Annotated in this window: 20 protein-coding genes; 7 read left to right on the top strand and 13 right to left on the bottom strand. The window is 64.8% G+C overall.

What is annotated here, in order from left to right:
- Nucleotides 1-19: 19 nt before the first annotated feature.
- Together HFRIS_RS14000 and argC are read right to left on the bottom strand one after the other, a co-directional pair.
- On the bottom strand, nt 20-247 hold the full coding sequence (locus HFRIS_RS14000; RefSeq protein WP_006464035.1) for a hypothetical protein: 228 nt from the start codon (nt 245-247) through the stop codon (nt 20-22).
- A gap of 228 nt (nt 248-475) precedes the next feature.
- Nucleotides 476-1,408 (bottom strand): N-acetyl-gamma-glutamyl-phosphate reductase, encoded by a 933-nt coding sequence (gene argC / locus HFRIS_RS13995; protein ID WP_006464034.1) that lies wholly within the window; start codon nt 1,406-1,408, stop codon nt 476-478.
- A 228-nt stretch (nt 1,409-1,636) separates the two neighbouring features.
- On the opposite strand from argC, the gene HFRIS_RS13990 reads away from it, so the two are divergent.
- Nucleotides 1,637-2,545 (top strand): LysR family transcriptional regulator, encoded by a 909-nt coding sequence (locus tag HFRIS_RS13990; RefSeq protein ID WP_006464033.1) that lies wholly within the window; start codon nt 1,637-1,639, stop codon nt 2,543-2,545.
- 9 nt (nt 2,546-2,554) lie between these two features.
- Here the strand turns inward: HFRIS_RS13990 and HFRIS_RS13985 are convergent, their stop codons facing one another.
- Entirely contained in the window at nt 2,555-3,313 is a 759-nt protein-coding gene (locus HFRIS_RS13985; protein WP_006464032.1) for a GNAT family N-acetyltransferase, read from the bottom strand.
- Between the two features lie 104 nt (nt 3,314-3,417).
- Here HFRIS_RS13985 and pdxR point away from each other — a divergent pair, with 104 nt between their 5' ends.
- Nucleotides 3,418-4,893 carry a MocR-like pyridoxine biosynthesis transcription factor PdxR gene (gene pdxR / locus HFRIS_RS13980; protein WP_244436296.1) on the top strand — a complete coding sequence of 492 codons (1,476 nt, stop codon included), beginning with the start codon at nt 3,418-3,420 and terminating at the stop codon, nt 4,891-4,893.
- A gap of 4 nt (nt 4,894-4,897) precedes the next feature.
- On the opposite strand, the gene HFRIS_RS13975 is transcribed toward pdxR, so the two are convergent.
- The 6 genes from HFRIS_RS13975 to prfB all read right to left on the bottom strand — a co-directional run bounded on the left by HFRIS_RS13975 (nt 4,898) and on the right by prfB (nt 11,231).
- A complete protein-coding gene (locus tag HFRIS_RS13975) occupies nt 4,898-5,332 on the bottom strand; it encodes a response regulator (RefSeq protein ID WP_006464030.1) in 435 nt (144 codons plus the stop codon).
- Nucleotides 5,333-5,511: 179 nt separating this feature from the next.
- Nucleotides 5,512-5,994 (bottom strand): DUF4118 domain-containing protein, encoded by a 483-nt coding sequence (locus HFRIS_RS13970; protein ID WP_209443015.1) that lies wholly within the window; start codon nt 5,992-5,994, stop codon nt 5,512-5,514.
- Nucleotides 5,995-6,146: 152 nt separating this feature from the next.
- A complete protein-coding gene (locus HFRIS_RS13965; protein ID WP_006464028.1) occupies nt 6,147-7,058 on the bottom strand; it encodes an alpha/beta hydrolase in 912 nt (303 codons plus the stop codon).
- Between the two features lie 439 nt (nt 7,059-7,497).
- Nucleotides 7,498-8,169 carry a glycine zipper 2TM domain-containing protein gene (locus HFRIS_RS13960; protein WP_006464027.1) on the bottom strand — a complete coding sequence of 224 codons (672 nt, stop codon included), beginning with the start codon at nt 8,167-8,169 and terminating at the stop codon, nt 7,498-7,500.
- Between the two features lie 341 nt (nt 8,170-8,510).
- A complete protein-coding gene (lysS, locus tag HFRIS_RS13955; protein ID WP_006464026.1) occupies nt 8,511-10,052 on the bottom strand; it encodes a lysine--tRNA ligase in 1,542 nt (513 codons plus the stop codon).
- Nucleotides 10,053-10,126: 74 nt separating this feature from the next.
- Nucleotides 10,127-11,231 (bottom strand): peptide chain release factor 2 gene (gene prfB, locus HFRIS_RS13950; RefSeq protein ID WP_139347154.1). Its coding sequence is split into 2 segments (ribosomal slippage): nt 10,127-11,149 and nt 11,151-11,231, totalling 1,104 coding nucleotides; the frame shifts between segments, so codons are not numbered across the junction.
- 177 nt (nt 11,232-11,408) lie between these two features.
- Between prfB and HFRIS_RS13940 the strand changes: the two genes are divergently transcribed.
- Both HFRIS_RS13940 and HFRIS_RS13935 read left to right on the top strand, forming a co-directional pair.
- A complete protein-coding gene (locus HFRIS_RS13940; RefSeq protein WP_006464023.1) occupies nt 11,409-13,364 on the top strand; it encodes a PhoX family protein in 1,956 nt (651 codons plus the stop codon).
- A gap of 84 nt (nt 13,365-13,448) precedes the next feature.
- Nucleotides 13,449-14,174 (top strand): hypothetical protein, encoded by a 726-nt coding sequence (locus HFRIS_RS13935; RefSeq protein ID WP_039875745.1) that lies wholly within the window; start codon nt 13,449-13,451, stop codon nt 14,172-14,174.
- Here HFRIS_RS13935 and HFRIS_RS13930 read toward each other — a convergent pair.
- From HFRIS_RS13930 to HFRIS_RS13915, 4 genes are all read right to left on the bottom strand, one after another.
- On the bottom strand, nt 14,116-15,801 hold the full coding sequence (locus HFRIS_RS13930; protein ID WP_006464021.1) for a diguanylate cyclase domain-containing protein: 1,686 nt from the start codon (nt 15,799-15,801) through the stop codon (nt 14,116-14,118). The two genes, HFRIS_RS13935 and HFRIS_RS13930, sit on opposite strands and share 59 nt — an antisense overlap.
- Before the next feature lie 197 nt (nt 15,802-15,998).
- Nucleotides 15,999-17,693 carry a single-stranded-DNA-specific exonuclease RecJ gene (recJ, locus tag HFRIS_RS13925; protein ID WP_006464020.1) on the bottom strand — a complete coding sequence of 565 codons (1,695 nt, stop codon included), beginning with the start codon at nt 17,691-17,693 and terminating at the stop codon, nt 15,999-16,001.
- Nucleotides 17,690-18,769, bottom strand: coding sequence for a hypothetical protein (locus HFRIS_RS13920; protein ID WP_006464019.1), 1,080 nt, complete (start codon nt 18,767-18,769; stop codon nt 17,690-17,692). The genes recJ and HFRIS_RS13920 overlap by 4 nt, the downstream gene beginning before the upstream one ends.
- A 92-nt stretch (nt 18,770-18,861) precedes the next feature.
- Nucleotides 18,862-21,006 carry an ATP-dependent helicase gene (locus HFRIS_RS13915; protein ID WP_006464018.1) on the bottom strand — a complete coding sequence of 715 codons (2,145 nt, stop codon included), beginning with the start codon at nt 21,004-21,006 and terminating at the stop codon, nt 18,862-18,864.
- A gap of 333 nt (nt 21,007-21,339) precedes the next feature.
- Here HFRIS_RS13915 and HFRIS_RS13910 point away from each other — a divergent pair, with 333 nt between their 5' ends.
- The 3 genes from HFRIS_RS13910 (at nt 21,340) to argE (ending at nt 24,572) form a co-directional block, all read left to right on the top strand.
- The gene (locus HFRIS_RS13910) at nt 21,340-22,605 is read left to right on the top strand and encodes a lipoprotein-releasing ABC transporter permease subunit (RefSeq protein ID WP_006464017.1); all 1,266 of its coding nucleotides are present in this window, start codon (nt 21,340-21,342) and stop codon (nt 22,603-22,605) included.
- Nucleotides 22,598-23,308 carry a lipoprotein-releasing ABC transporter ATP-binding protein LolD gene (gene lolD / locus HFRIS_RS13905; RefSeq protein WP_006464016.1) on the top strand — a complete coding sequence of 237 codons (711 nt, stop codon included), beginning with the start codon at nt 22,598-22,600 and terminating at the stop codon, nt 23,306-23,308. The genes HFRIS_RS13910 and lolD overlap by 8 nt, the downstream gene beginning before the upstream one ends.
- Before the next feature lie 91 nt (nt 23,309-23,399).
- Entirely contained in the window at nt 23,400-24,572 is a 1,173-nt protein-coding gene (argE, locus tag HFRIS_RS13900) for an acetylornithine deacetylase (protein WP_006464015.1), read from the top strand.
- The last annotated feature ends 25 nt before the right edge of the window (nt 24,573-24,597 follow it).

Genomic DNA, 24,597 nt, shown 5'->3' with positions numbered 1-24,597 from the left:
GACGGTGATTCCGGCCAGTCTATTTCTTCTTGCGATTGACGACGTAGTTCTCGGCAGCCGTGACGGCATTCTGCAAGGCTTCCATCTTGGAGTTGCCTGGCTTGAAGTCGCCGAATTCGTGGGTGGTGCGATCCGGGAAGTCGATATGGACGAACGCCGTCCACTTGCCGTCAGTACGTAATACCGGGGTCAGCTTGATGGTGGCGTCGAGATACTTGCACGCTATTGCGCCTAGAGTGGTGGACATCTTGCTTTGAAGCGGGGCGGCAGCCGAATCAAGGGGGAGCCGACGCCTGCAGTTTGTGGTGGCGAATCAAGTCACGAATGATGCCACAGCCTGACCATTCCTGCCGTGCAGCAGAGCAGGCCTTTAAACCGTTTTACGAGTGATGCGGCGAGGGCAGGGCGCTCGTGGGGAATTGCGCCCCGCCTCCGGCCTTGTTGGTCGGGGCTGCACGCCGCATCAATACGCGAGTCAGGCGGCTGCCAGCAGCAGGTCCAGGTTCTGTACGGCGGCGCCCGATGCACCCTTGCCCAGGTTGTCAAAGACCGCGCACAGCAGGATGTGGCCTTCGGCCGGGTTGCCGAATACGCCCAGGGTCATGTCATTGCTGCCGTTGTGGCGGGTCGGATCAAGCTGGGCCGTGGCGGCACTCTGTTCGGCATCCAGTACCTTGACGTGGCGCGCCCCGGCGTAGTGGCGCTGCAGTGCGGCGCGCAGCGACTCTAGGCTGGCACCGGCCGGTAGCAAGCGGGTCTGCAGTGCGATGGAGAGCACGATGCCCTGGCGGAAAGCGCCATAGGCGGGCAGGAAGATCGGCCGTTGCGTCAATCCGGCGTGCAGCTGCATTTCCGGTGGATGCTTGTGCTGCAGGCCCAGGCCGTACAGCACGAAGGGCGCGGCGCTGGCGGCTTCCGGTCCTTCGTATTGCTCTACCTGCGGCCGACCGCCACCGGAGTAACCGGAGACGGCGTGGATGCTCAGCGGGTAGTCGGCCGGTACCAGTCCGGCTTGTACCAGCGGGCGCAGCAGCGCGATGGCGCCGGTCGGATAGCAACCGGGGTTGCTGATGCGGTGGGCGTTGGCAATGGCCTGGGGCTGTTCCGGCGTCATCTCGGGGAAGCCATACACCCAGCCCGGGCTGGTGCGATGGGCCGAGCTGGCATCGATGACGCGCACGCGGGGGTTCTCGATCAGCGCCACCGCTTCGCGGGCCGCAGCGTCGGGCAGGCACAGCAGGGCGATGTCGGCGCTGTTGATGGCTTCGGCGCGCCGCTGCGCATCCTTGCGCTCGGCTGCCGGCAGGGTCAGGATGCGCAGGTCCTTGCGGTCGCGCAGGCGTTCGTGGATCAGGAGACCGGTGGTGCCTTGGTCGCCGTCGATGAAGATCAGAGGAGGGTTGCTCATGGTGTACTCCGGTCAGCTGCAAGCAGTGGGCGCGCCCGGATGGAAGCGGTGGCGAGGGACTTCGCCCTGGCCCTGGCATGGCGCGGGAATGCCGATGCCTTGCATGGTGCGACAAAACGTATAATTGGAAAAGTTGAATATCGCAAAGAGATCGTTCAGTTTTACTGAAGGTGCGGTGTTCGTTCCTGTTGCTGTTTCCACTGTCGTTGCTGATGCCGGAGCCATTTCATGCGTGAACTCAACCTGGATCGCCTGCGTACCCTGGTCGCCATCGCCGACCTGGGTTCCTTCGCCGCTGCGGCGCGCACCCTGAACCTGGCACCGCCCACGGTGAGCCTGCACATCAGCGAACTGGAAGCGCGCATCGGCGCGCCCTTGCTGCTGCGCCAGCGCAGCCAGGTGCGGCCATCGGGCATCGGCGCCACGCTGGTGGCGCGGGCGCGGCAGTTGCTGGCGGCGGCCGATCAGGCGCTGGAAGAAGTGCAGCGGCAGGTGCAGGGCCTGGCCGGACGGGTGCGCCTGGGAGCCTCCACCGGCGCCATTGCCTATCTGTTGCCACAGGTGCTGGAACGTCTGGGGCAGCAACATCCGGGCATCGATGTGCAGGTGCGCATCCTGACCTCGCAGGAGACGCTGGCGCAACTGGTGGAAGGGACGCTGGACATCGGCCTGGTGGCCCTGCCGCAGGCCCCGGTGGGCGGCCTGACGGTCAAGCCCTGGCGGCGCGACCCGGTGATGGCCTTCCTGCCAGCGGCGTGGCAGGTGCCAAGGGTGGTGACGCCGTCCTGGCTGGCGGCGCAGCCGCTGATCCTGAATGCGCCCGAGACGCGGCTCTCGCGCCTGACCACGGAATGGTTCGCCAGCGGCGGGGAGCATCCTTTGCCGCGCATCGAACTCAATTTCAACGATGCCATCAAGAGCCTGGTGGCGGCCGGTTATGGCGCCACCCTGCTGCCGCACGAAGCCGGTGCCCAGGGCCGTGCTGTGCCGCCGGACCCGCGCATCGTGATGCGCCCGCTGCGCCCGGCGCTATGGCGGCCCTTGGGCATCGCCCATCGCGCCGGCCCGCCGGAACCGGCCACGCGCCACGTACTGGAGGCGCTGTGGGAGCTCAAGCAGCTCAGTGCGCGCTCCTGAGGAGTGGCGTCAGTTCCCTGAGGGTGCGGTGGGTGTGGTCGGTGTAGCTGGTGCAGTCAGTGTCGACAATGCCTGCCGTTGCCGGCCCTCGGTATCGAAATTGTCGGGCTGCAGCCAGCAGTGGAAAGCCTGGCGCAGCTGCGGCCACTGGCCATCGATGATGGAGAACCATGCGGTATCGCGACTGCGACCGCGATACACCACCGCTTGCCGGAAGATGCCCTCGAAACAGAAGCCCAGCCGCTGCGCCGCTCGGCGCGAAGGCCCATTAAGGCTGTCGCACTTCCATTCGTAGCGGCGATAACCGAGGTCTTCGAAGACATGGCGCATCAGCAGGTAGTGTGCCTCGGTGGCCACGCGGCTGCGCTTGAGCTGTGGTGAGAAGGCGATGTGGCCGACCTCGATCACGCCGTGCGCCGGTTCGATGCGCATCAGGGCCATGCTGCCCAGGGCCCGTCCAGTGGCCTGGTCGATCACCACGTAATGCAGCGGGTCCCGGCTGGCCTGCATCAGTTCGGCCTGGTGCAGGTAGCTGGCCTCATCCGGGAAGGGGCCGCTCATCATGTAGGTCCAGTCGCGGCCATCGGCGGCCTCGGCGAAGGCGGCATACAGTGCTGCCCCGTGGCGCGCGAGATTGATGCGTTCCAGCCGGCAGTAGCGGCCCTGCAGGGTCTGTGCTGACGGCCGAGGGCGCGCCTGCCAGTCGGGCAGGGCGGGGCCGATGTCTTGCTGGTATTCGTTGCGGCGGGTGGCGGTGGAGTGGTTCACGTTGGCATCCAGGTGGGCGAGAGAAGCTCCAAGATAGCGCTTTCGTGGCATCATCAGAAGTGCCAAAGACCACACATTTGATGGGGCCACGAAACCTGGCCGTGATGACTGCAATGACTGTGACGACATCTTCCGTTTCCCTGCTGAGCACGCCATTGGATTCGGATGCTGCCGCGGGCTCACGCCAGCAGCAGCTGCTGGCCCGCTTCAAGCGCGCCATCCTCGATGGACAACTGCCGCCGGGCAGTCGCCTGCCCGCCACCCGCAGCCTGTGCGCGGAGTTGCAGGTAGCGCGCAATACCGTGCTGGCGGTGTACGAACAACTGGTGGCCGAAGGCTATGCCCGCGCCGATCGCCAGGGGACCCGTGTTGCCGCGCTGGCGGGGGCGGCGACCCGGTTCGTCCAGCCATCTCGCCCGGACAGCACACGCCAGTCGCACCGCGTGTCGACCATGACGCCCACGCGCGACGCCGGGGACCGGACCCTGCCGCTCACGCCGGGTATGCCGGCGCTGAACCGTTTTCCGCTCAACGCCTGGCTGCGCGCCCAGGAGCGGGCCCTGAAGCGGGCCGGGCCGATGGCGCTGGCGTATGGCGATCCGCTGGGCGAGCCGGCCCTGCGCGAGGCCATTGCGCAATATCTGCGGGTGGCGCGGGGTGTGCGCTGCGAGGCGGCCCAGGTGGTGTTGACCGAGGGCGCGCAGGGGGCCTTGTCCTTGTGCGTGCGCTTGTTCGCCAACCCCGGCGAGCGCGCCTGGCTGGAAGACCCGGGCTATGGCGGCGTACGCGCTGCCTTCCATGCCGGCGACCTGAAGATCCGGTCGATGCCGGTCGATGGCGAGGGCATCGTCATTCCTGCGCGCGCCTGGCGCAGCCCGCCGCGATTGGTGCATGTGACGCCATCCCATCAATATCCGACCGGCGCGGTGCTGTCCTTGCCGCGCCGGCTGGAACTGATCGCCCGGGCGCGTGAGTGCGGGGCCTGGATCATCGAGGACGACTACGACAGCGAGTTCCGGCACCGCGGCCACCCGGTGCCCGCCATGCAGGGGCTGGTGCCGGATGCACCCGTGTTGTATGTGGGCACCTTCAGCAAGACCTTGTTCCCGGGGCTGCGCATCGGTTTCCTGGTGCTGCCGCAATCGGCGGGTGCGGGGGCCTGGCCGGCACTGGCGGAGTTGCTGCGCGGTGGGCATCGGCTGGAGCAGCTGGCGTTGGCCGAATTCATGGCCGGCGGCCAGTTCGCGCGTCATCTAGGCCGCATGCGGCGCCTCTATCGCGAACGCCAGCAGGCGCTGCGGGAGGCCTTGCAGGCACATCTGCCCGGGTATGAGGTATGGGGCGGCGATAGCGGTCTGCACCTGACGGTGCGCTTGCCGCTGGACTGGCAGGATACCGTCGTCAGCACGGCGGCGCGGGCGGCGGGGATGAATGTGGGGGCCTTGTCGTCGTTTTCGGCACAGCCGCGCCAGGCTGCCAGCAATGGCCTGGTGATCGGGTATGGCAATACTTCTTCCGAGCAGTTTGCGCCGCTGATCCGGCGTCTGGCGCAGGTGTTGCGCCGTGCCGGCAAGGGATAGGTGATCAGAAGGGTTCTGGCTGATGCAGACGTTGCTGCACGCACTGGGTGACCAGTTCCATGTAATCGTTGGCACGTTGCGGCTTGGCGGCGTACCAGATGCGGCTGTCCTGTTCGCGGGCGAAATCGCTGGACAGGGGCGCAGCGGTAAACAAGACCAGGGGGATGTGCGCCAGCGTCTGGTACACACACAGCGTGCGCAGCAGCTCGTAGCCTTCAGTGCCGGGGAAGCTGCGCGGGTCCAGCAGGATCAGCGTAGGCAGGTCGCGGGCGCGGCACAGGGCTTGCGTAAGCAGGGAGGCATTGGCCAGTTCGGCATCGTCGAACCATTCGAACTGGCAGGGCAGCTGGTTGCGCCAGAGCGTGAAGCGGGCCATTTCGATGGCATCGAGGTCGGCATCGATGACGAGGATGCGGGGCAGGTGATGGGTCAGGGACATGGCGGCCTCCTTGGCGAGATGTGCTGGTATGGGCTCATCTTAGGAGGGGCCGGCGACCGTGGGTATCAGGGGCTTCCTGATGCCGGCTTGCGTGGATAGCCTGGATGCGCGAGGCCTGTGAGGCAGGACTGGCCTGAAGGTTGATCAGGCCGGGATGATCAGGTCGATGGAGCTGTCACTCAGGCCTGTTCGCTGGCGCTGCTCTCGAACTGGCGACTGTATTCGGCACGGCGCGCCTGATCGGACTCGATCAGCAGGCGGTAGCGGGTTTCCGATACGCGCTGTTGCAGCACGGCCGCATAACGCTCGCGCTGCAGCCATTCGATGATCACCGAGGCGGTCACCACGATGATGGTGTAGACCAGGATCATGAAGACGTCCTTGTCGTTGAGGCCATCCATCGTATAGAAGGGCTTGCGGAAGAAGAACATGGCCGTGGGGATGCTGATGGTCAGCAATCCCAGCGAATACACGCAGCCGAACAGGTAGCTCATGACGATGCAGTTGACGGCGAAGAACACCATCGACAGCGCCTCGTCCACGAAGGGCGCCAGTGCATAGCGCAAGCCGAAGGCCGCAACGAATCCGAACGCGCTGACATACAGCGGGCGGAAGCCTTGCGGACGCCAGCTCTTGGCGTTCTTCAATTTGATCAGGCTCATGAGGGCTTTGGCAGGGTGGTGCGTCGTGTCCATCTTCGTTTACATTGCGCGGTCGCGCAATATGCTCATGTTAAGAATCCAGTCTTTCAAAAGGCTGACCAGGACCGTTTTTTCAAGGCAAGGTCGGCCCTGTTGTATCGGCGCAGCAGGCCCTAGTGACGGCGATCCTTGAGCGGCGAGGAATGGCCCAGGTACTTGCGGCTCAATTCGTTGCCGTGGATCTCGATGCTGCGCTTGATGAACATCACGGTCTCGTTGGTCACGATTTCGCGCTCATTGTCCACGGTGATGATGTGATAGCAATCGCCCAGCCAGATCACCTTGCGGACCTCGGCATTGATGTGTTGCAGGATCACCTCGGCATTGCGCGGGGAAGCGGTTTCGTCGTCGATGGAATGGATGATCAGGGTGTCGGTACGCACCAGCGGCAGCGATTTGCGCACGAAGGCGATCATGCGCAGGGCGGCGCGCAGGTGGCGGGCCGGGATGGAGGCGGCGCCGACGGCGGCCACGCCATCCTTTTCCAGGGCAGCGGCGACGCGGCGGCGCATTTCGTAGTTCTTGATACCGTAGGGTTCGCTTTCCTTGTAGGACCAGTTGCGAAAGCCCATCTCATAGACCACGGTCAACAGTTTCCAGTACCAGGGCACCGACCAGCCGTCGTATTGCAGCACCGGCGAGAGCAGCACCACGGAAAGCAGGTCCTTGCTGCGGGCGGCCACCGCCAGGGCCAGCGTGGCGCCCATGGAAAGGCCGCACAGCGAGACGGTCCTGAATTCTTCCTTGAGCCGGGCCACGCGGCTTTCGACCACGGCGCACCAGGCTTCCCAGTCGGGTGAGACGCGCGGGTTGGTCAGCGCAGCGGAATAGTTGTCGATGGTCAGCGGGATGACGGTGCAGCCGGCTTTCTTGAGCTGCTTGGGGATCGAGCCCATTTCGAGCTGGGAACCGCACAGGCCATGCAGCAGGATGACCGCATGATCCTTGTGGGGACCGCCGTGGCGGTCATCGTTGCGGGCCTCGGAGACCAGCGTGCTGCTGTCGGTGGATGACTGTGAGTCCATAAATCTTCAAACGCATTCGCGCCGGTCTGGCGCGTCTTGGCGAATCGTTCGCCCCCCGTTCAATACGAGTAAGCGGGCCGACGCTTGTCGCGTTCTGTTTCCCGAGTACCAATTCCGCTGCCATCCTGGCGGTAAGTTTTTGCGGAAGTCTAACTGCCGGCGCCAAATGTTTCCAGCGTTTATCAAGAACATTCTTACTGTGCCGGCTGAGGGGAGTCAGGTCTTGCCAACCGGCAGGAATATTTCCGAATCATGACACGTTAACGTCATAACACTGCTGTTGGTGCACAACACTTGCCTTTTGGTTCACTATTATTTTCCAATGGGCAACAATAGTTGGCAAATGTACGAAGGTGCAGGTTTTGACCGACAAGAAAAAGCCCCTCGCACCGGAGTGCGAAGGGCTGGCTGATGAGACGGAGTGATCAGGGGAGTCGGATCAGCCGCGACCTTCCAGATGGCCGTTGACCACGCGTACCTGGTCGCCGACGCGCCAGTTTTCATTGCTCTGGGGGAAGCTGCGGGTCTTGCCGTTTTCCATGCGCACGTCGACCACATAGCTGGTGGTGGCGCGCACGTTCTTTTCCACTTCATTGCCGGCATAGCCACCGCCGACCGCGCCGGCGATGGTGGCCAGGGTGCGACCGGTACCGCCGCCGATCTGGTTGCCCAGCAGGCCGCCGACCACGGCACCACCGGCGATGCCGACGCCGCTGGTGGGGGCGGCATGGCGCACGGCGCGCACGCCGACCACTTCACCGCAGCTATTGCAGATCGCCGGGGCGCGCTGTACTGCGGGCGCTGCAGCCTGGGTCGGATAGGCCGATTGCTGCGGTTGATAGGACGGGGCGCGCTGGGCTTGCTGCTGTGCGGTCAGGGCATTGGCGGGTGCGCCCGGGGCTTGCGCGTTCTGATCCAGCGCCGCCAGCTGCTGCGGGGAATTCTCGCTCTTGGAGTTGGGCAGCAGGCCGGTCATGGCGGCCACGCCGATGAGGCTGACCAGGATCACGGCCACGGCAGCGCCAGCCATCAGCGGATGCAGGCGGCCGGAGGATGTCTTGGCGACGGCGTTGTTGCCGGTATTCAGGGGTTGTGTGTTGTTGGTTTCCATGATGACCTCTCTAGTTGTTCTGTTGTCGTTGAAGATTGGATGACTGGATTATGGAGTGGTCATCGGCCAAAAAAAATCCCGATTCTGTGTCAGTTGTAAAAACTTGTAATGTGGCAAAAACGGCCCGGGAGGCGGGTTTGCGGGATGACAACAGCCATCGCGCCACACAGGAGCGCAGCGGAAAGGGAAGATGGGCGCGGGGAGGGGAGCAAGCCGGGGGAGTGCGGCAGCAGCAGGCGGGCAGGATGCCTGCGAGGCAGAAATGGAAAGGGGACGGCGATGTCGCCGTCCCCTGGACGTCAATGCGGGGCTGTCAGCCTACAGGCTTCAATCCTCGGGGATTAGTCTTCGCGACGCAGGTGCGGGAACAGGATCACGTCACGGATATTGGGCGAATCGGTGATCAGCATCATCAGGCGATCGATGCCGATGCCGCAACCGCCGGCCGGGGGCATGCCGTATTCCAGGGCGCGGATGTAGTCGGCGTCGTAGTACATGGCTTCTTCGTCACCGGCATCCTTGGCGGCCACCTGGGCCTGGAAGCGGGCGGCCTGATCTTCGGCATCGTTCAACTCGGAAAAACCGTTCGCAATTTCACGACCGGTGATGAACAGTTCGAAGCGCTCGGTAATGCCGGCCACCGTGTCCGATGCGCGCGCCAGCGGCGAGACTTCGACCGGGTAGTCGATGATGTAGGTCGGGTTCCACAGCTGCGACTCGGCGGTTTCTTCGAACAGCGCCAGTTGCAGCGCGCCGATGCCGGCGCCGGCCAGCGGGGCCTGGTCCGTCTTGACGCCGAACTTCTTCAGTTCGGTGCGCAGGAACTCGATGTCGGCCAGTTGCTCGGCGGTGTAGTTGGGTGCGTACTTGAGGATGGCACCGGTGATGGTCAGGCGGTCAAAGGGCTTGGACAGGTCCAGCTCGCGGCCCTGGTAGGTCAGCACGGCGGTGCCGTGGGCGTCGATGGCGGCCTGGCGGATCACCTGTTCGGTGAAGCCCATCAGCCACTGGTAATCCACGTAGGCGGCGTAGAACTCCATCATCGTGAATTCAGGGTTGTGACGCGGCGAGACGCCTTCGTTGCGGAAGTTGCGGTTGATCTCGAAGACGCGCTCGAAACCGCCCACCACCAGGCGCTTCAAGTACAGCTCGGGCGCGATGCGCATGAACATCTGCATGTCCAGCGCATTGTGGTGGGTGATGAAGGGCTTGGCTGCGGCGCCGCCCGGGATCGGGTGCAGCATCGGAGTTTCCACTTCCATGAAACCGTTGGTTTCCATGAAGCGGCGGATCGACGACATCGCGGCAGTACGGGCCTTGAAGGTACGGCGGGTCTCCTCGCTCATGATCAGGTCGACGTAGCGCTGGCGGTACTTCATTTCCTGGTCGGCCAGGCCGTGGAACTTGTCGGGCAGTGGGCGCAGCGACTTGGTGATCAGCTTCAACTTGGTCACCTTGACCGACAGTTCACCGGTCTTGGTCTTGAACAGCGTGCCTTCGGCACCCAGGATGTCGCCCAGGTCGTAGTGCTTGAAGGCGGACATGGCTTCTTCGCCGGTGACGTCACGGGTCACGTAGAGCTGGATGCGGCCATCGGCGCGCAGGCCAGAGGCATCCTGCAGGGTGGCGAAGGCCGCCTTGCCCATGACCCGCTTCAACATCATGCGGCCGGCCACGGTGACGGTCACCGGTTCGGCTTCCAGCGCTTCGTTCTCGAAGCCGTCGTATTGCGCGTGCAGGTCCGCGGCATTGTTGGCCGGGCGGAAATCGTTGGGGAAGGCGATACCCTGCTCGCGGATGGCGGCCAGCTTGGCGCGGCGCTCGGCGATGATGCTGTTCTCGTCGGCTGCCGGCTGGGCGGCGGGGGTGTTTTGCGTGGTCATGGTTGGAATTCTTGAGGTTTGAACGGTAGCTCAGTGAGCAACCGGCCGCGCAAGGACTGCGCGGCCGGCGTGGATCAGACGCCCTGTTTCAGCGAGGCTGCGATGAAGTCGTCGATGTCGCCATCGAGCACGGCCTTGGTGTTGCCGGTTTCGAAGTTGGTGCGCAGGTCCTTGATGCGGGACTGGTCCAGCACATAGGAGCGGATCTGGTGGCCCCAGCCGACGTCGGTCTTGGAGTCTTCCAGCTTCTGCTGCTCGCTCATGCGCTTGCGCAGTTCCAGTTCGAACAGCTTGGCGCGCAGCATGTCCCAGGCTTCGGCCCGGTTGCGGTGCTGGCTGCGGTCGTTCTGGCATTGCACGACGATGCCCGACGGAGCGTGCGTCAGGCGCACGGCGGAGTCGGTCTTGTTGATGTGCTGACCACCGGCGCCGGAGGCGCGGTAGGTATCGACGCGCACGTCGGCCGGGTTGATCTCGATCTCGAAGGAATCATCCACCTCAGGGTAGACGAACAGGCTCGAGAACGAGGTATGGCGGCCATTGGACGAGTCGAACGGCGACTTGCGCACCAGGCGGTGCACGCCGGTCTCGGTACGCAGGAAGCCATAGGCGTAGTCGCCCTCGACCTTGATGGTGGCGGTCTTGATGCCGGCCACTTCACCGTCGGACTGTTCCATGATCTCGGCCTTGAAGCCCTTGCGCTCGCAATAGCGCAGATACTGGCGCAGCAGCATGGAGGCCCAGTCCTGGGCTTCGGTACCGCCGGCGCCGGCCTGGATGTCGATGAAGCAGTTGTTGGCGTCCATGGGGCCGCTGAACATGCGGCGGAATTCCATCTCTTCCACCAGCTTCTTCAGGTTCTCGGCGTCGGCCTCGATGGCGACGATGGTGTCCTCGTCCTTTTCCTCGCGTGCCATCTCGAAGAGGTCGCGGGCATCGGTGAGTTCACTGTCGATCTTGATGAGGGTATGGACGATCGCTTCCAGCGATTTCTTTTCCTTGCCGAGGTCCTGGGCCCGCTTCTGGTCGTTCCAGACGTTGGGGTCTTCCAGTTCGGCGTTGACTTGCTCGAGTTTCTCCGACTTCACATCGAAGTCAAAGATACCTCCGTAGCTCGGTGGCGCGGGTGGCCAGGTCGTCGAGCAGGGATTGGAGGGAATTGAGGCGTTCTGCTTCCATGATGGGTTCTTTTGCGATCAAACCTCACATTATACAAGAGGAGCAGGGGAGTTTCATCCCCGTCACGCGCCTGTCATTTTCGCTCGCTACCATCGGCGCGCTTGTTTTACTGACAAAAACCTGACGGTGGCGCACGGCGCTGCCCGATACCTGCCAGCCCCTACCGGAGAATCTTCGATGAGACAGCCTGCCGCCACGTCCCTCCCTTCCAGCGTCGACCAGCCGCAAGCCGGTCGCCGCAGCCTGCTCAAGGCCTTTGCCTCGGCACCACTGTTGCCCCTGGCCGGTGGTCTGTCGGCCTCGGCCCTGCTGGCGGCCTGCGCCACGCCCGGTGCCGGCAAGCCCTTCGCCTCGGCGCGTTTTACCGGCATGCCAGCACCCACCCTGGACAATCCGGCCGCCATGGCTTCTACCACCGTCGGTTCGGCCCTGGAAGTCAGCTTCGCCGATGGCAGCAAGCAAAGCTACAAGCTGGCCTACCAGCCCTTCTTCATGACCGGCGACATGGTGCCGGACGGCCGTGGTGGCAGCATCCTGGCCGGCGGTTATCTGGACATCAACAACCAGCCCATCATCGACCGCTCGGTGGCGGGCCGTGAGCGCCAGTTCTTCTCGGACTGCCCGGACGGTTCTTCGCTGCTGACCGTGCAGGGCGCCAAGGTGCCTGGCGTGAAGGGCAATGCGGTGTTTGCCGTGGTGCAATTCGAATACACCACCCGCGACCAGAAGCAGGCTGCCATGTATGGCCAGCTGCCTTCGCCCATCGCCGTGCTCACGCTGGACCAGGACCCGTCCTCGGGCAAGCTGTCGCTGGTGCAATACCACAACGTCGACACCTCCCAGGTCAATGGCCTGTGGATCACCTGCGGCGCCAGCCTGTCGCCCTGGAACACGCACCTGTCGTCGGAAGAATATGAACCGGATGCCTCGGCCATTGCCTCCAACCCGCAATTCAAGGCCTTCAGCAAGAATCTGTACGGTGATGAAAACCGCGCAAATCCCTACCACTACGGCCACCTGCCGGAAGTGACGGTCAACCCCGACGGCACCGGTTCCATCAAGAAACACTACTGCCTGGGTCGCATCTCGCACGAACTGGTGCAGGTCATGCCGGACCAGCGCACCGTCCTGATGGGCGACGATGCCACCAATGGCGGCCTGTTCATGTTCATCGCCGATCGCGCCGCCGACCTGTCCTCCGGTACGCTCTATGTGGCGCGCTGGGAGCAGGTCTCGGGTGTCGGTCCGGGTGCCGGCAAGCTGTCCTGGGTACGCCTGGGCAGCGCCACCAGCGCCGAAGTCAAGGCCATGGCGGAGCGCTACAAGGCTTCCGACATCATGGATATCCGCACCACCGACCCGGCTGATGGCTCCTTCTCCAGGATCCCTTTCAACGGCAAGTTCAACTGGGTGCGCGTCAAGCCGGGCATGCAGAAGGCTGCCGCCTTCCTGGAAACCCACCGCTACGCCGCCCTGGCCGGTGGCAGCCTGGGCTTCACCAAGATGGAAGGCACCACCGTCAATGCCCGCGACAAGATCGCCTATTCGGCCATGTCCTATGTCCAGACCTCGATGCTCAACGGCTCCGGCCACATCAAGGTCGAAGGCCCCAAGGCCGGCGCCGTGTATGCGCTGAACCTGCGCGGCGGCCAGCGCGATGCCGGCGGCAATGTGATCGACAGCGAATGGGTGGCCATCGACATGGCCCCGCCGGCCGCGCTGGTGGGCGTGGACCTGAAGACCCCGGATGCCCTGGGCAACCTCGCCGATCAGGAACACATCGCCAATCCGGACAACATCAAGTTCTCCGAGAAGCTGCGCACGCTCTTCATCGGCGAAGACAGCGGCATGCACGTCAACAACTTCCTGTGGGCCTACAACGTCGATACCAAGGCGCTCACCCGCGTGCTGTCCTGCCCGGCAGGGGCCGAATCGACCGGCCTGCATGCGGTCGATGAAATCAACGGCTGGACCTATGTCATGAGCAACTTCCAGCACGCCGGTGACTGGGAGAAGGGCTTGCACGACAAGGTCAAGGACAAGCTCGATGCGCTGGTGCGGGCCAACTACAAGGACCGCTTCGGCGCCACTGTCGGTTACCTGACCGGTCTGCCGTACTCGGCCAGGAGCTGAGGCGGGGTCCGCCGTCGCGGCGGGCCGGCACGGAACGCAATCTGCTAGGATCGGTCCTATCAGCTCGTTTCGTCCTGCCCGCCGATGACAAGAACAACGCTGCTTCCCCTGCTGCTTCCCTGTGCCGCCTTGCTGGCGGCTTGCGCCAGCTCTCCCGCGCCGCACGGCCAGGTCAAGGGGGCCGAGGCCAGCTCGCGCGAGATGGGCCAGTCCGACAGCAATCGCGTGGCCACCCTGGCCATGCGCGCCAATCTGGATAGCCTGTATCTGCTGATGTCCAAGCTGTATCGGCGCAATCCGGCCGAATGGAAGAAGACCGCGGCCACCCGGGAAGAGGCCGAAAAGAAGGTGCGTGACGCCATCGAACAGCGCCAGCCCTGGCCGGAACTGCAGGGCAAGCGCGACATCGCTGCCATGACGCTGGCCTTGGCGCCGGACTTCAAGGGGGATAGGGTAGCGGCCTTCATCGATGCCACCGCTGACATGATCATCGTCGCCCATGGCAACAAGATCGAGTTCTTCCTGGTCGACGGGCTGGATGCCCAGCATCTCTACAACGCCGCCCGCAACGTCGAAATCGCCGCCTGGGTGCTGGCCAGCCGGCGCAACGCTAGCGGTGCGCCGTTGCTGCTTTCCGACGAAATCGGCGGGGACGTGCGCAACCTCAGTTTCGAGCGGGAGTTCGGCAAGATCGTCGGACGCCTGGACCTGATGGCCGAATTCAGCACCGAGCGTTACCGCCGGGCCGGCATCAGCTATGTGCAGAACCTGCTGGGCGGGTCGTTCCTGCAGTTCCTCCCGGTGCGCTGAGGTCGCTGCCGGTGCCGCTCGCACGCGCCGGCGCGATCACGTAGCAGCCGCGCCCATTGCCCTTGGCGGCATACATGGCCTTGTCGGCGGCCTGCAGCAGGCTGTCGGCGTCGCAACTGCCGTCGCAGACCGCGATCCCTACCGATACGCCGAGCCGGTACTCGCCCTGCGCCAGGTGCAGCGGTTCGGAGACTGCCTTGATGCACTTTTCGGCCAGCACCTGCGCGCCATGTTCATACGGTTCGCCGAGATCGGTGATCAGCAGCACGAATTCATCGCCCCCCACCCGCGCCAGCGTATCGCCGTGCCTTGCCACCTGGTGCAGGCGCCGGGTGACCTCCTGCAGCACCAGGTCGCCGGCCTTGTGGCCGAGGGTGTCGTTGATCGGTTTGAAGCCGTCCAGATCCAGGAACAGCAGGGCCACGCCGTTGCGTTCGCGGCAGGCATGGGTGAGCGCGGCTTCCATGCGCTCAGCCAGCATCATGCGGTTGGGCAGGCCGGTGAGCACATCGTGGTGGGCCTGATGCTGCAGTTCGGCCTGGTGCAGCTTGAGCCGCGAGAGCAGGCCGTTGAAGGCCATGGTCAGGTGGCCTACCTCATCGCGCCGTTCGACCGGCAGCGGCGACAGTGGCAGCTCGCCGCGCGTCATGCGGTCGGCCAGGGCGGCGGCCCGTCGCAGCGGGCGGAAGAACCACAGGTAAGCCAGCACCAGCAGCAACACGACCATGACCCCCTGTATCACGCCACCGCGTGCAATCAGGGCGCGGGTGCGCTCTACCGTGGGCAGGGCCGCGGCCAGCGGCATGGTCACCGCCACCAGCCAGGGCGTGCCCGGCACCGAGGCAAAGGCCTTGATCTCGTTGACACCATTGGCCGCGATGCCCACGCCATTGCCCCGGTAGCCCGCCAGGGCCTGGTCCATCAATTCGTCCCGGCCCGCCGATGGCAGCTGGGTCAATACCAGGGCCTCGTCGCTGGAGGCGATGATCATCCTCTGCTGCGGCGACACCAGCAGGAAACTGCCGGTCGGTCCCAGCCGTGCCTGTTGCAGATGGTCCAGGAAGCCCGGTGCATTGAGTTCGCTGCTACCGCCCAGCACGCCCACGATGCGGCCGCTGGCGTCGCGCAGGGGCGTGAGCATGGCGACGATGGGTTTGCCGCTGGCAGGGCTGTTCAGGGGCGGACACAGAACGGTCGCACCCTGCAGCACGCGCTCGTAATCGGGGTAGTTGGTCAGGGAAAGCGCGCGCCGGCCATCCAGGGTCGGGTAGTCGACCACGATGGTGCCATTGCCGTCGGCCACGAATAGGCCCTGTGCGAACAGCGGAAGCAGTTGCTGGTGATCCTGCAGCCAACTGCGCATGGCGGCGCGGTCGCCCAGCAGCGCGGTCGGAAAGTGGCCGGCCAGGCGTTCCAGATAGCTGGCACGTTCCTGCACGCGATAACCGATGTCCTGCGCCAGGTAGCTGGCAATGGTGCTTTGCTGGTCGGCGGCGACCTGGGCCTGCTCCTTTTCGAGGAAGCCGATCAGGATGTTGTAGCGCAAGACCGCACTCACCAGAATCAGCAAGAGTCCGAACAGGGTGAGACGGGTCACCAGGCTGCAGTGAATGCGCTTGATCATCATCGGGTTGGTCTTGTTGTTATTGTCTGGAGCGGTCTCTAGCCCTTCCGTTTGGCAGGCTGAAAGTCGCTCCAAGCCAACATTGTGCCACTGCAACGCCACAATGTTGGCTTTTTTTTGTCCCCTTCTTGATGTCTTGTTTCCCTGCTGCAATCCTTGCGGGGCAAGGCTTTCCGCCCATTGGGGCAGGGGCGAGACGATCAGGCCGGCTCGGCGTGTTCGACCATCAGTTGCACGGTTGTCTTGCCGTTGTACTCGTTGGCATCCAGCCGGAACGCCACCTGGGCGTGGTCGGGCAGAGCGTCGGTGTGGCCGAACCAGATGGCGTCGTACTTGCGGCCGTTTTTCTCCAGTTGCAGCTTGAGGTGCTTCTCCTTGAGGATGCGCTGGTTGAGCACCCGGAAGTGATCGCAGAAGACCGGTGGTGCAAATCCCTGGCCCCAGACCTGCTGGTCCATCAGGCTGATGAATTCCACCGAATAATAGGCATCCTCCAGCACGCCATCGGTCTCGATGACACGCTCCAGCTGGTTCTGCGTGAGCCAGTCGCGGCCGACGGCCTCGAAGGCTTCGGCAAAGGCGTCGAAGGCCTCGGCATGGATGGTCAGCCCGGCCGCCATGGCGTGGCCGCCGAACTTGGTCATCACCGAAGGTGCGTGCTTGGACACCAGGTCCAGCGCGTCGCGCAGGTGGAAGCCCGCAATCGACCGGCCCGAGCCCTTGATGAAACCTTCGTCGCCGGGCGCGAAGGTGATGGTGGGCCGATAGAACTTGTCCTTCAGGCGCGAGGCCACGATGCCGATCACGCCCTGGTGCCAGGAGGCATCGAAAACAGCAATGGTGCGGCGATCGGCCGGGTTGAAGTCATCCAGCAGCAAGAGGGCGGTGTCCTGCATGCCGGCTTCGATGTCGCGCCGCTCGCGGTTGATGGCGTCCAGTTGCTGGGCGATCGCCCAGGCCCGGCCTTCGTCGTCGGTGGTCAGGCATTCGATGCCCAGTGCCATGTCGGCCAGGCGACCTGCCGCATTCAGGCGCGGCCCCACGGCAAAGCCGAGGTCGAAGGGGGTGGCGCGGCGGGCTTCGCGCCCAGCCGCACGAAACAGTGCGGCTATGCCCGGATGCATCTTGCCGCTGCGCATGCGCTTCAAGCCCTGGGCCACCAGGATGCGGTTGTTGGCGTCCAGCTTGACCACGTCGGCCACCGTGCCCAGGGCCACCAGGTCCAGCAGGGAGTCCAGGCGCGGCTGGGTCTGGGCATCGAAGAGCCCACGCTTGCGCATCTCGGCGCGCAGCGCCAGCAGCACGTAGAACATCACGCCCACGCCAGCCAGGTTCTTGCTGGGGAAGCCGCATTGCGGCTGGTTCGGATTGACGATCACGCGCGCGTCCGGCAGGGCATCGCCGGGCAGGTGGTGATCGGTCACCACCACGTCGATGCCGCGCCGCTTGGCCTCGGCCACGCCGTCGATGCTGGCGATGCCGTTGTCGACGGTGACGATGATGTCGGGATTCTTTTCGCGCACCGTCAGTTCGACGATTTCGGGGGTGAGCCCGTAACCATATTCGAAGCGGTTCGGCACGATGTAGTCCACCTGCGCGCCCAGCAGGCGCAGCCCGCGCAGGCCGACCGCGCAGGCGGTGGCGCCGTCGCAGTCATAGTCGGCCACGATGACCAGCTTCTTGCCGGCGGCAATGGCGTCGGCCAGGTAGCTGGCGGCAGCGTCGATATGGAGCAGACCGGCGGGCGGGAACAGCGCATTGAGTTCGCTGGCCAGTTCGCGCGCGGTGGACAGGCCGCGTGCCGCGTAGACCCGCGCCAGGACCGGGTGGACGCCTTCGGCGATGAGTTGGTCAGCCTGGCCGGGGTGATAGGGGCGGGTGGCGACGCGGATCATGCGCAACGCTCCGCCAGCAGCGCCAGCGAGGGCTTGCGCCAGAAGCGCCGCAAGGCGCCACGGGTGACGGCAACCTCGGCCAGGCGGTCAGGCCCGGTCAGGACCAGGTTCACGGCCCCCAGCGTGTCGGCCCGCAGCGCCACCAGCAGCGGCGCCAGCCATTCGCGGTCGAGGTGTTCCAGGTGCTGCAGCCACAGGCCCCATTCCTCGGCCAGGGCCGCTTCGGCCAGGGCATCCAGTACCAGCAGGCGGTGTCCGTCCCCGCGCAGGATGTCGTTCACCTGGTTCGCATTGGTATCGGCATGCGCATTGGCATGGGCCTGGTCGGCCTGCGCGCCATCGCCGAAGGCGCGCATCCAGCCGCGCAGGCCGAAGCGGGCGCCATAGCCATGCTGCGCGCTGGCACCGGCATCGGCGCCGCCCCAGATCCAGATGGAGTTGATGGCCTTCTGGCCACGCATTTCGCGCTGCTCGTTGAGTGCCTCGGCGAACCACTGCATCTGCACTTCGTTCTGCAGCTTGCGCCAGGCCAGTTCACCCGGGCCTTCCGGCATCCAGATGTCGACATTGCGGCCGCTGGCGGCGCTCGGTGTAGAGGTGCGCAGGCCAGCCCAGGCGTCGGCGCGGATGAACCAGGTGCGGGCGTCGCCATACACCAGTTCATGGCCGATCTCGGTAAACAGCGGCAGGGCGGCGGCGAACAGGCGTTGCGATTCTTCCTCTTCCAGTTGCAGCTGGCCGATGTCGGTCAGCACCAGATGGTCGCGGGCCACGTGGATGTGCGCCGGGTGCAGTACGAACCAGTGACCGGCGGCCGGTGCGTGGCCCAGGCCCTGCATCAATGCGGCGGCCGCAGCGGGGCTGGAATCCTGCGGGGTCGGCGGCAAGCCGAAGCGGCGGGCCAGCCAGTGTTCATGCGGCAGCGCCCGCGAAAACGGGTCGTGCGACTGCAGCGGTGTCGCCTTGCCACGGCCCAGCAGCATGGCCAGGGAGGGGGCCTTGCTCTGACGCAGCAGGTCGCGGGCCAGCTCGGCGGGGGGCAGGACGAAGGGAACGAGGATGTCGAGTTGATTCATGGGGCGCTATTTTAGCGGCTGGCGGGCCGCTTGGCCTGGGCGTCCCCTGCACAAAGCTTCACTTATGTGACTTAAGGCCCTTAAAAAACCGCTCAAGACTTGTTCCAGGCCTGTTTGGCGCGCTGGCGCACCAGCATGCGCACGCTTTCGGGCATGGGTGTGCGGGCGCCATTGGTCTCGGCCGACAGCCACAGGCTGTCCTCGAAATGGGGCAGCATGCGCGGGGTGATGAAGCGGCTGCGGATGGCGTTCACGTGGCGGTCGCCCTGGGCCGTCTGCTGGGTGATGTAGAAACGTTGCGGCACGATCAGGTGCAGATATTCCTTGGCCCGGGTCATGGCCACATACAGCAGGCGGCGCTCTTCGGCGATCTCGGCCTCGCTGCCGGTGGCCAGGTCGGAGGGGATGCAGCCGTCCACCACGTTCAGCACATGCACCGAGCGCCATTCCTGGCCCTTGGCGGAGTGGATGGTGGAGAGCGTCAGGTAATCCTCGTCGCGATAGGGCGGCGCCGAAAAGTCGCTGCTGGATTCGGGTGGGTCCAGCGTCAGCTCGGTGAGGAATTTCTCGCGCGAGGCATAGCCCCGGGCCAGCGCGGCCAGTTGCTCGATGTCGGCGGCGCGGGCGTCGGCGTCCTCGTAGCGCTGTTCCAGCTGCGGCAGATACCAGTCGCGGGCGGCGTTGATGTCGGTCGGCCAGGCCGCGCTGGCGCGCCGCATCAGGGCATAGGTATCGGCGAAGGCCTGCCACTGCAGGGCGATATTGGCCGGGGCGCCGAAGTTGAGCAGGGCATCGGCCGGGTCGGCGGCGCCGGCCATCAGGTCCAGCACCTTGCGGGCGGTGGCCGGGCCGACCCCGGGGATCAGTTGCAGGGCACGCAGGCCGGCCATGCGGCCGCTGGGGTTGTGGGCCAGCCGCAGCAGCGAGAGCAGGTCCTTGATGTGGGTGCTCTCCAGGAACTTGAGCCCGCCGAACTTCACGAAGGGGATGTTGCGGCGGACCAGTTCCAGCTCCAGCGCGGCGCTGTGGGTGGCGGTGCGGAACAGCACTGCCTGGGACTTGAGCGTCAGCCCTTCTTCGCGATGCGCCAGGATGCGGTTGGCGACCCAGCGTGCCTGTTCGGCTTCGTCGGGAATGACCACCAGCTGCGGTTTCTGCGAGGAGGGTTTGTCACTCCACAGGTTCTTGAAGTGACGTTCCGGGGCATCGGCGATGACTGCATTGGACGCCTGCAGGATAGGCTGGGTGGAGCGGTAGTTCTGTTCCAGCGTCAGCAGCCGCGCCGGCTGGGTGAACAGCGAGGGCAGGTCGAGGATGTTGCGCACCGTGGCGCCGCGGAAGGAATAGATCGATTGGGCGTCGTCGCCGACGGCGGTCACACCGGCGCCATCTGGCTTCATGCGCTGCAGGATCTCGGCCTGCAGGCGGTTGGTGTCCTGGTATTCATCGACCAGCACGTGGTCGAAGCGGGCGCTGACGGATTGCGCGATTTCCGGGTCGGACAGCATGTCGGCCCAGAACAGCAACAGATCGTCGTAATCCAGCACGTGCTGGGCTTCCTTGGCATCCACGTAGCGGGCGAAGAGTTCGCCCAGTGGCCGCTCCCACTCGCGGCACCAGGGGAAATGGACCTGCAGCACCTGGGCCAGGTCCTGGCGGGTGTTGACGGCCCGCGAATAGATCGCCAGGCAGGTGGCCTTGAGCGGAAAGCGCTTGTCGGTCGAAGACAAGCCCATCTCGTGGCGCAGCAGGCCCATCAGGTCTTCCGAGTCACCGCGATCCTGGATGGTGAAGTCGTCTTCCAGGCCGATCACGCTGGCGTAGTCGCGCAGCAGGCGCGCGCCGATGGCGTGGAAGGTACCGGACCAGGGCAGTTGCGGCGGGGCATCGCCAGCGGCCAGGCCCAGTACCTGGCGGATCACCTGGCCCACGCGGCGGCCCATGTCGCCGGCCGCACGGCGCGAAAAGGTCAGCAGCAGGATGCGTTGCGGATCGGCGCCCTCCAGCACCAGCCGCGCCACACGGTGCGCCAGGGTATTGGTCTTGCCCGAGCCGGCGCCGGCCACGATCAATAGCGGCGTCTGCTGCGATGGCGGCAGGCCGCTACCATGCTCGACGGCGGCGCGCTGTTCGGCATTGAGGCGGGCGAAGGGATCGCGCTCCTGCGCAGGGTCGTCGGCAGAGGCGGTCTGCGGGGCAGTGGACGCGGGCGCTTCCCGGGTGAGGTCTGGCAGCATGGGTGAGGGGCAATTCAGGTGGAGACCGTGCAGGGCGGCCTTTGAGGGGCGGGCACAGGTGGGTACTGTATATATAACCAGTTCATGATGCAACAGCCGGCGTGCAATGGAGATGAAACAGTTTGCACAGCAAGCCGCGAACCTCTGCCGTGGAAGTGAATCTATAGCCTGCACGCGGGAACGTGCGCAAGTGAAGGACAGGGGCCAGGGATGGGCCGGCTGTCCATTCTGTGGCAAACTTCGCGCTTTGTCTTCGCCCGTGTTGGCGTGCGGCGGGTCCGGTTTCGACGGGATTTCGCCGGCACATTTTGCAGGCCCTCTCCCGGAGCAATTTTGAGTCTGATTAAAAACCTGCCGTTCGAATGGCTGGTCGGCATCCGCTACACGCGGGCCGGCAAGCGCAGCGGTCGCAACAGTTTCATTTCCTTTATTTCTCTAATTTCCATGGCCGGCATCGGCCTGGGCGTGGCCGCGCTGATCGTGGTGCTGTCGGTGATGAACGGTTTCCAGAAGGAAGTCCGTGACCGCATGCTCTCGGTGCTGGCGCATATCGAGGTGTTCGACGCCTCCGGGTCCATGAAGGACTGGCAGAGCGTGGCCAAGCAGACCTTCCAGAACAAGGAAGTGCTGGGCGCGGCGCCCTATGTGTCCGGCCAGGCCATGATGACGCGCGACGACAACCTGCGCGGCGTGCTGGTGCGCGGCGTGCTGCCGGAAGAAGAGCCCAAGGTCTCGGACGTGGCACGCCAGATCAAGCAGGGCAGCTTCGATTCCCTGAAGCCGGGGGCATTCGACATTGTCCTCGGCAGCGAGCTGGCGCGCGGCATGCGCGTCGGGCTGGGCGACAAGATCACCGTGATCGTGCCGCAAGGGCAGGTGACCCCGGCCGGAGTGCTGCCGCGCCTGAAGCAGTTCACCGTGACCGGCATCTTCGAGGCTGGCCATTACGAGTTCGATTCCTCGCTGGCCTTCATCCACCTGCAGGACGCCGAGACCCTGTTCCGCATGGATGCGCCCACCGGGGTGCGCCTGCGCATCCGCGACATGTTGCAGGCGCCGGAGGTGACCCAGGAGCTGGCGCGCACCCTCAGCGGTGACCTCTACCTGCGCGACTGGTCACAGCAGAACAGCAACTGGTTCGCCGCCGTCAAGACCGAGAAACGCATGATGTTCATCATCCTCACCCTGATCATTGCGGTGGCGGCTTTCAATCTGGTCTCCACGCTGGTGATGACGGTCACCGACAAGCAGGCCGACATCGCCATCCTGCGCACGCTGGGGGCGTCGCCCGGTTCCATCATGAAGATCTTCGTGATCCAGGGCGCGCTGGTGGGCCTGATCGGGACCGCTGCCGGCATCGCCCTGGGGGTGGCGGTGGCACTGAACATCGATGTGCTGGTACCGGCCATCGAGCACGCCTTCCATGTGCAGTTCCTGCCCAAGAGTATTTATGTGATTTCCGAATTGCCCTCCGACCTCATCTGGTCGGACGTCTATATCATCGGCGGCGTGGCCGTGGTACTGGCTTTCCTGGCCACGCTGTACCCGAGCTGGTCGGCAGCCCGCGTCAAACCGGCGGAGGCGCTGCGCTATGAATGATTCGATCCTGAACCGCCAGGCCGTGCTGTCCGCACGCGGCCTGGGCAAGACCTTCACCCAGGGAAAGTATTCGGTGAAGGTGCTGGGCAATGTGGATATCGATGTCTACCACGGTGAGCAGGTCGCCATCGTCGGCGCTTCCGGCTCCGGCAAGTCGACCCTGCTGCACCTGCTGGGCGGGCTCGATACCCCCAGCGCCGGTACCGTCAGCCTGCAGGGCAAGGACTTTGCCAGCCTGGGCGAGAGCGAGCGCGGCGCGCTGCGCAACCAGTCGCTGGGCTTTGTCTACCAGTTCCACCACCTGCTGCCGGAATTCTCGGCGCTGGACAACGTGGCCATGCCGCTGATGATCCGCCGCGTCAAGCGCGCCCAGGCGCAGGAGCAGGCCCGCGAGATGCTGGAGAAGGTGGGCCTGGCCCAGCGCGTGACCCACGTGCCGGGCGAGCTCTCGGGTGGTGAGCGTCAGCGCGTGGCGCTGGCGCGCGCGCTGGTCACGCGACCGGCCTGCGTGCTGGCCGATGAGCCGACCGGCAACCTGGACCGCAGCACGGCCGACCGCACCTTCGAACTGATGATCGAACTCTCGCGTACGCTGGGCACGGCCTTCGTCATCGTCACCCACGACGGTGAACTGGCCGGTCGCTGCGGGCGCGTGCTGCGCCTGTCGGAGTTGGGTCTGCGTGCGGTGACGCAGCAGGGCTGACGCAATCCGGGTAAGCTTGCAGTTTTCCGCCGCCGTCTCCATGAAAGACGGCGGTGTGCTTTTGAACAGATGGAACATGGAGTCAGTGAACATGAATACCCGCCAATGGCTAGAGACCCTGGTCGCCTTCGATACCACCAGCCGCAATTCCAACCTGGAACTGATCACGACTGTGCGTGACAGTCTGGAAAAGCAGGGCATCTCCTCCTGGCTGGCGCACAACAAGGAGCAGACCAAGGCCAACCTGTTCGCGACCCTGCCGGCCACGGCCGGTCCCAATGCCGGCAGCACCGAAGGCGGCATCGTGCTCTCCGGCCACACCGACGTGGTGCCGGTGGATGGTCAGAAATGGGATACCGATCCTTTCAAGATCACCGAGAAGGATGGCAGCCTGTTCGGTCGCGGCACCTGCGACATGAAGGGTTTCATCGCCACCTCGCTGGCCCTGGTGCCGGAATTCCTGGCCATGCCGCGTACCAAGCCGATCCACCTGGCCTTTTCCTATGACGAGGAAATCGGCTGCATCGGCGCGCCGGTGATGCTGGAAGAGATCGTCAAGCGCGGTATCAAGGTGGACGGCTGCGTGGTCGGTGAACCCACCAGCATGAACGTGGTGGTAGCGCACAAGGGCATCAACGTATTCGCCTGCAAGGTGCACGGCAAGTCGGCGCACTCCTCGCTCACGCCACAGGGCTGCAATGCCATCGAGCATGCGGCGCGCCTGATCTGCGCCATCCGCGACTTTGCCGATGGCTACAAGGCCAATGGCCCCTACGACCAGTTCTTCGACGTGCCTTTCAGCACCATGACCACCAACCAGATCCGCGGCGGCATTGCGGTCAACACCATCCCCGAGCTGTGCGAATTCACCTATGAATTCCGCAACCTGCCGGGCATGAGCGTGGCCGACATCCAGGCCCAGATCGACAAGTACGTCGCCGAGGTGCTGCTGCCGAAGATGCGCAGCGAATTCTCGGAGGCCCGCATCGAGATCGACAACTTCGCCGGCAGCCCGGCGCTGGAAGCGGTGGAGCAGGCGGCCATCACCGAACTGGTGCGCGCCCTCACGGGAGACCGCGAGACCCGCAAGGTGGCCTATGGCACCGAAGCCGGGCTGTTCCAGCAGATCGGTATCCCCACCATCGTCTGCGGTCCTGGCGACATCGGCAATGCCCACAAGCCCAACGAGTTCGTGACGCTGGCCCAGATGGAGCGCTGCGAGCAGTTCCTGCGCAAGCTGGGCAAGTCGCTGCAGCCGGCCTGATCCGGCCTTTCCGTCCATTGAGGCA

Source organism: Herbaspirillum frisingense GSF30 (genome assembly GCF_000300975.2).
Taxonomy (GTDB): Bacteria; Pseudomonadota; Gammaproteobacteria; order Burkholderiales; family Burkholderiaceae_D; genus Herbaspirillum; species Herbaspirillum frisingense.
This window is presented reverse-complemented; position numbering and strand designations above follow the sequence as displayed.

Excerpts from the sequence above, each read along its gene's own strand:
- HFRIS_RS14000 (WP_006464035.1), bottom strand. The coding sequence starts at position 247 with ATGTCCACCACTCTAGGCGCAATAGCGTGCAAGTATCTCGACGCCACC.
- argC (WP_006464034.1), bottom strand. The coding sequence starts at position 1,408 with ATGAGCAACCCTCCTCTGATCTTCATCGACGGCGACCAAGGCACCACC.
- HFRIS_RS13990 (WP_006464033.1), top strand. The coding sequence starts at position 1,637 with ATGCGTGAACTCAACCTGGATCGCCTGCGTACCCTGGTCGCCATCGCC.
- pdxR (WP_244436296.1), top strand. The coding sequence starts at position 3,418 with ATGACTGCAATGACTGTGACGACATCTTCCGTTTCCCTGCTGAGCACG.
- HFRIS_RS13975 (WP_006464030.1), bottom strand. The coding sequence starts at position 5,332 with ATGTCCCTGACCCATCACCTGCCCCGCATCCTCGTCATCGATGCCGAC.
- HFRIS_RS13970 (WP_209443015.1), bottom strand. The coding sequence starts at position 5,994 with ATGAGCCTGATCAAATTGAAGAACGCCAAGAGCTGGCGTCCGCAAGGC.
- HFRIS_RS13965 (WP_006464028.1), bottom strand. The coding sequence starts at position 7,058 with ATGGACTCACAGTCATCCACCGACAGCAGCACGCTGGTCTCCGAGGCC.
- HFRIS_RS13960 (WP_006464027.1), bottom strand. The coding sequence starts at position 8,169 with ATGGAAACCAACAACACACAACCCCTGAATACCGGCAACAACGCCGTC.
- lysS (WP_006464026.1), bottom strand. The coding sequence starts at position 10,052 with ATGACCACGCAAAACACCCCCGCCGCCCAGCCGGCAGCCGACGAGAAC.
- HFRIS_RS13940 (WP_006464023.1), top strand. The coding sequence starts at position 11,409 with ATGAGACAGCCTGCCGCCACGTCCCTCCCTTCCAGCGTCGACCAGCCG.
- HFRIS_RS13935 (WP_039875745.1), top strand. The coding sequence starts at position 13,449 with ATGACAAGAACAACGCTGCTTCCCCTGCTGCTTCCCTGTGCCGCCTTG.
- HFRIS_RS13930 (WP_006464021.1), bottom strand. The coding sequence starts at position 15,801 with ATGATGATCAAGCGCATTCACTGCAGCCTGGTGACCCGTCTCACCCTG.
- recJ (WP_006464020.1), bottom strand. The coding sequence starts at position 17,693 with ATGATCCGCGTCGCCACCCGCCCCTATCACCCCGGCCAGGCTGACCAA.
- HFRIS_RS13920 (WP_006464019.1), bottom strand. The coding sequence starts at position 18,769 with ATGAATCAACTCGACATCCTCGTTCCCTTCGTCCTGCCCCCCGCCGAG.
- HFRIS_RS13915 (WP_006464018.1), bottom strand. The coding sequence starts at position 21,006 with ATGCTGCCAGACCTCACCCGGGAAGCGCCCGCGTCCACTGCCCCGCAG.
- lolD (WP_006464016.1), top strand. The coding sequence starts at position 22,598 with ATGAATGATTCGATCCTGAACCGCCAGGCCGTGCTGTCCGCACGCGGC.
- argE (WP_006464015.1), top strand. The coding sequence starts at position 23,400 with ATGAATACCCGCCAATGGCTAGAGACCCTGGTCGCCTTCGATACCACC.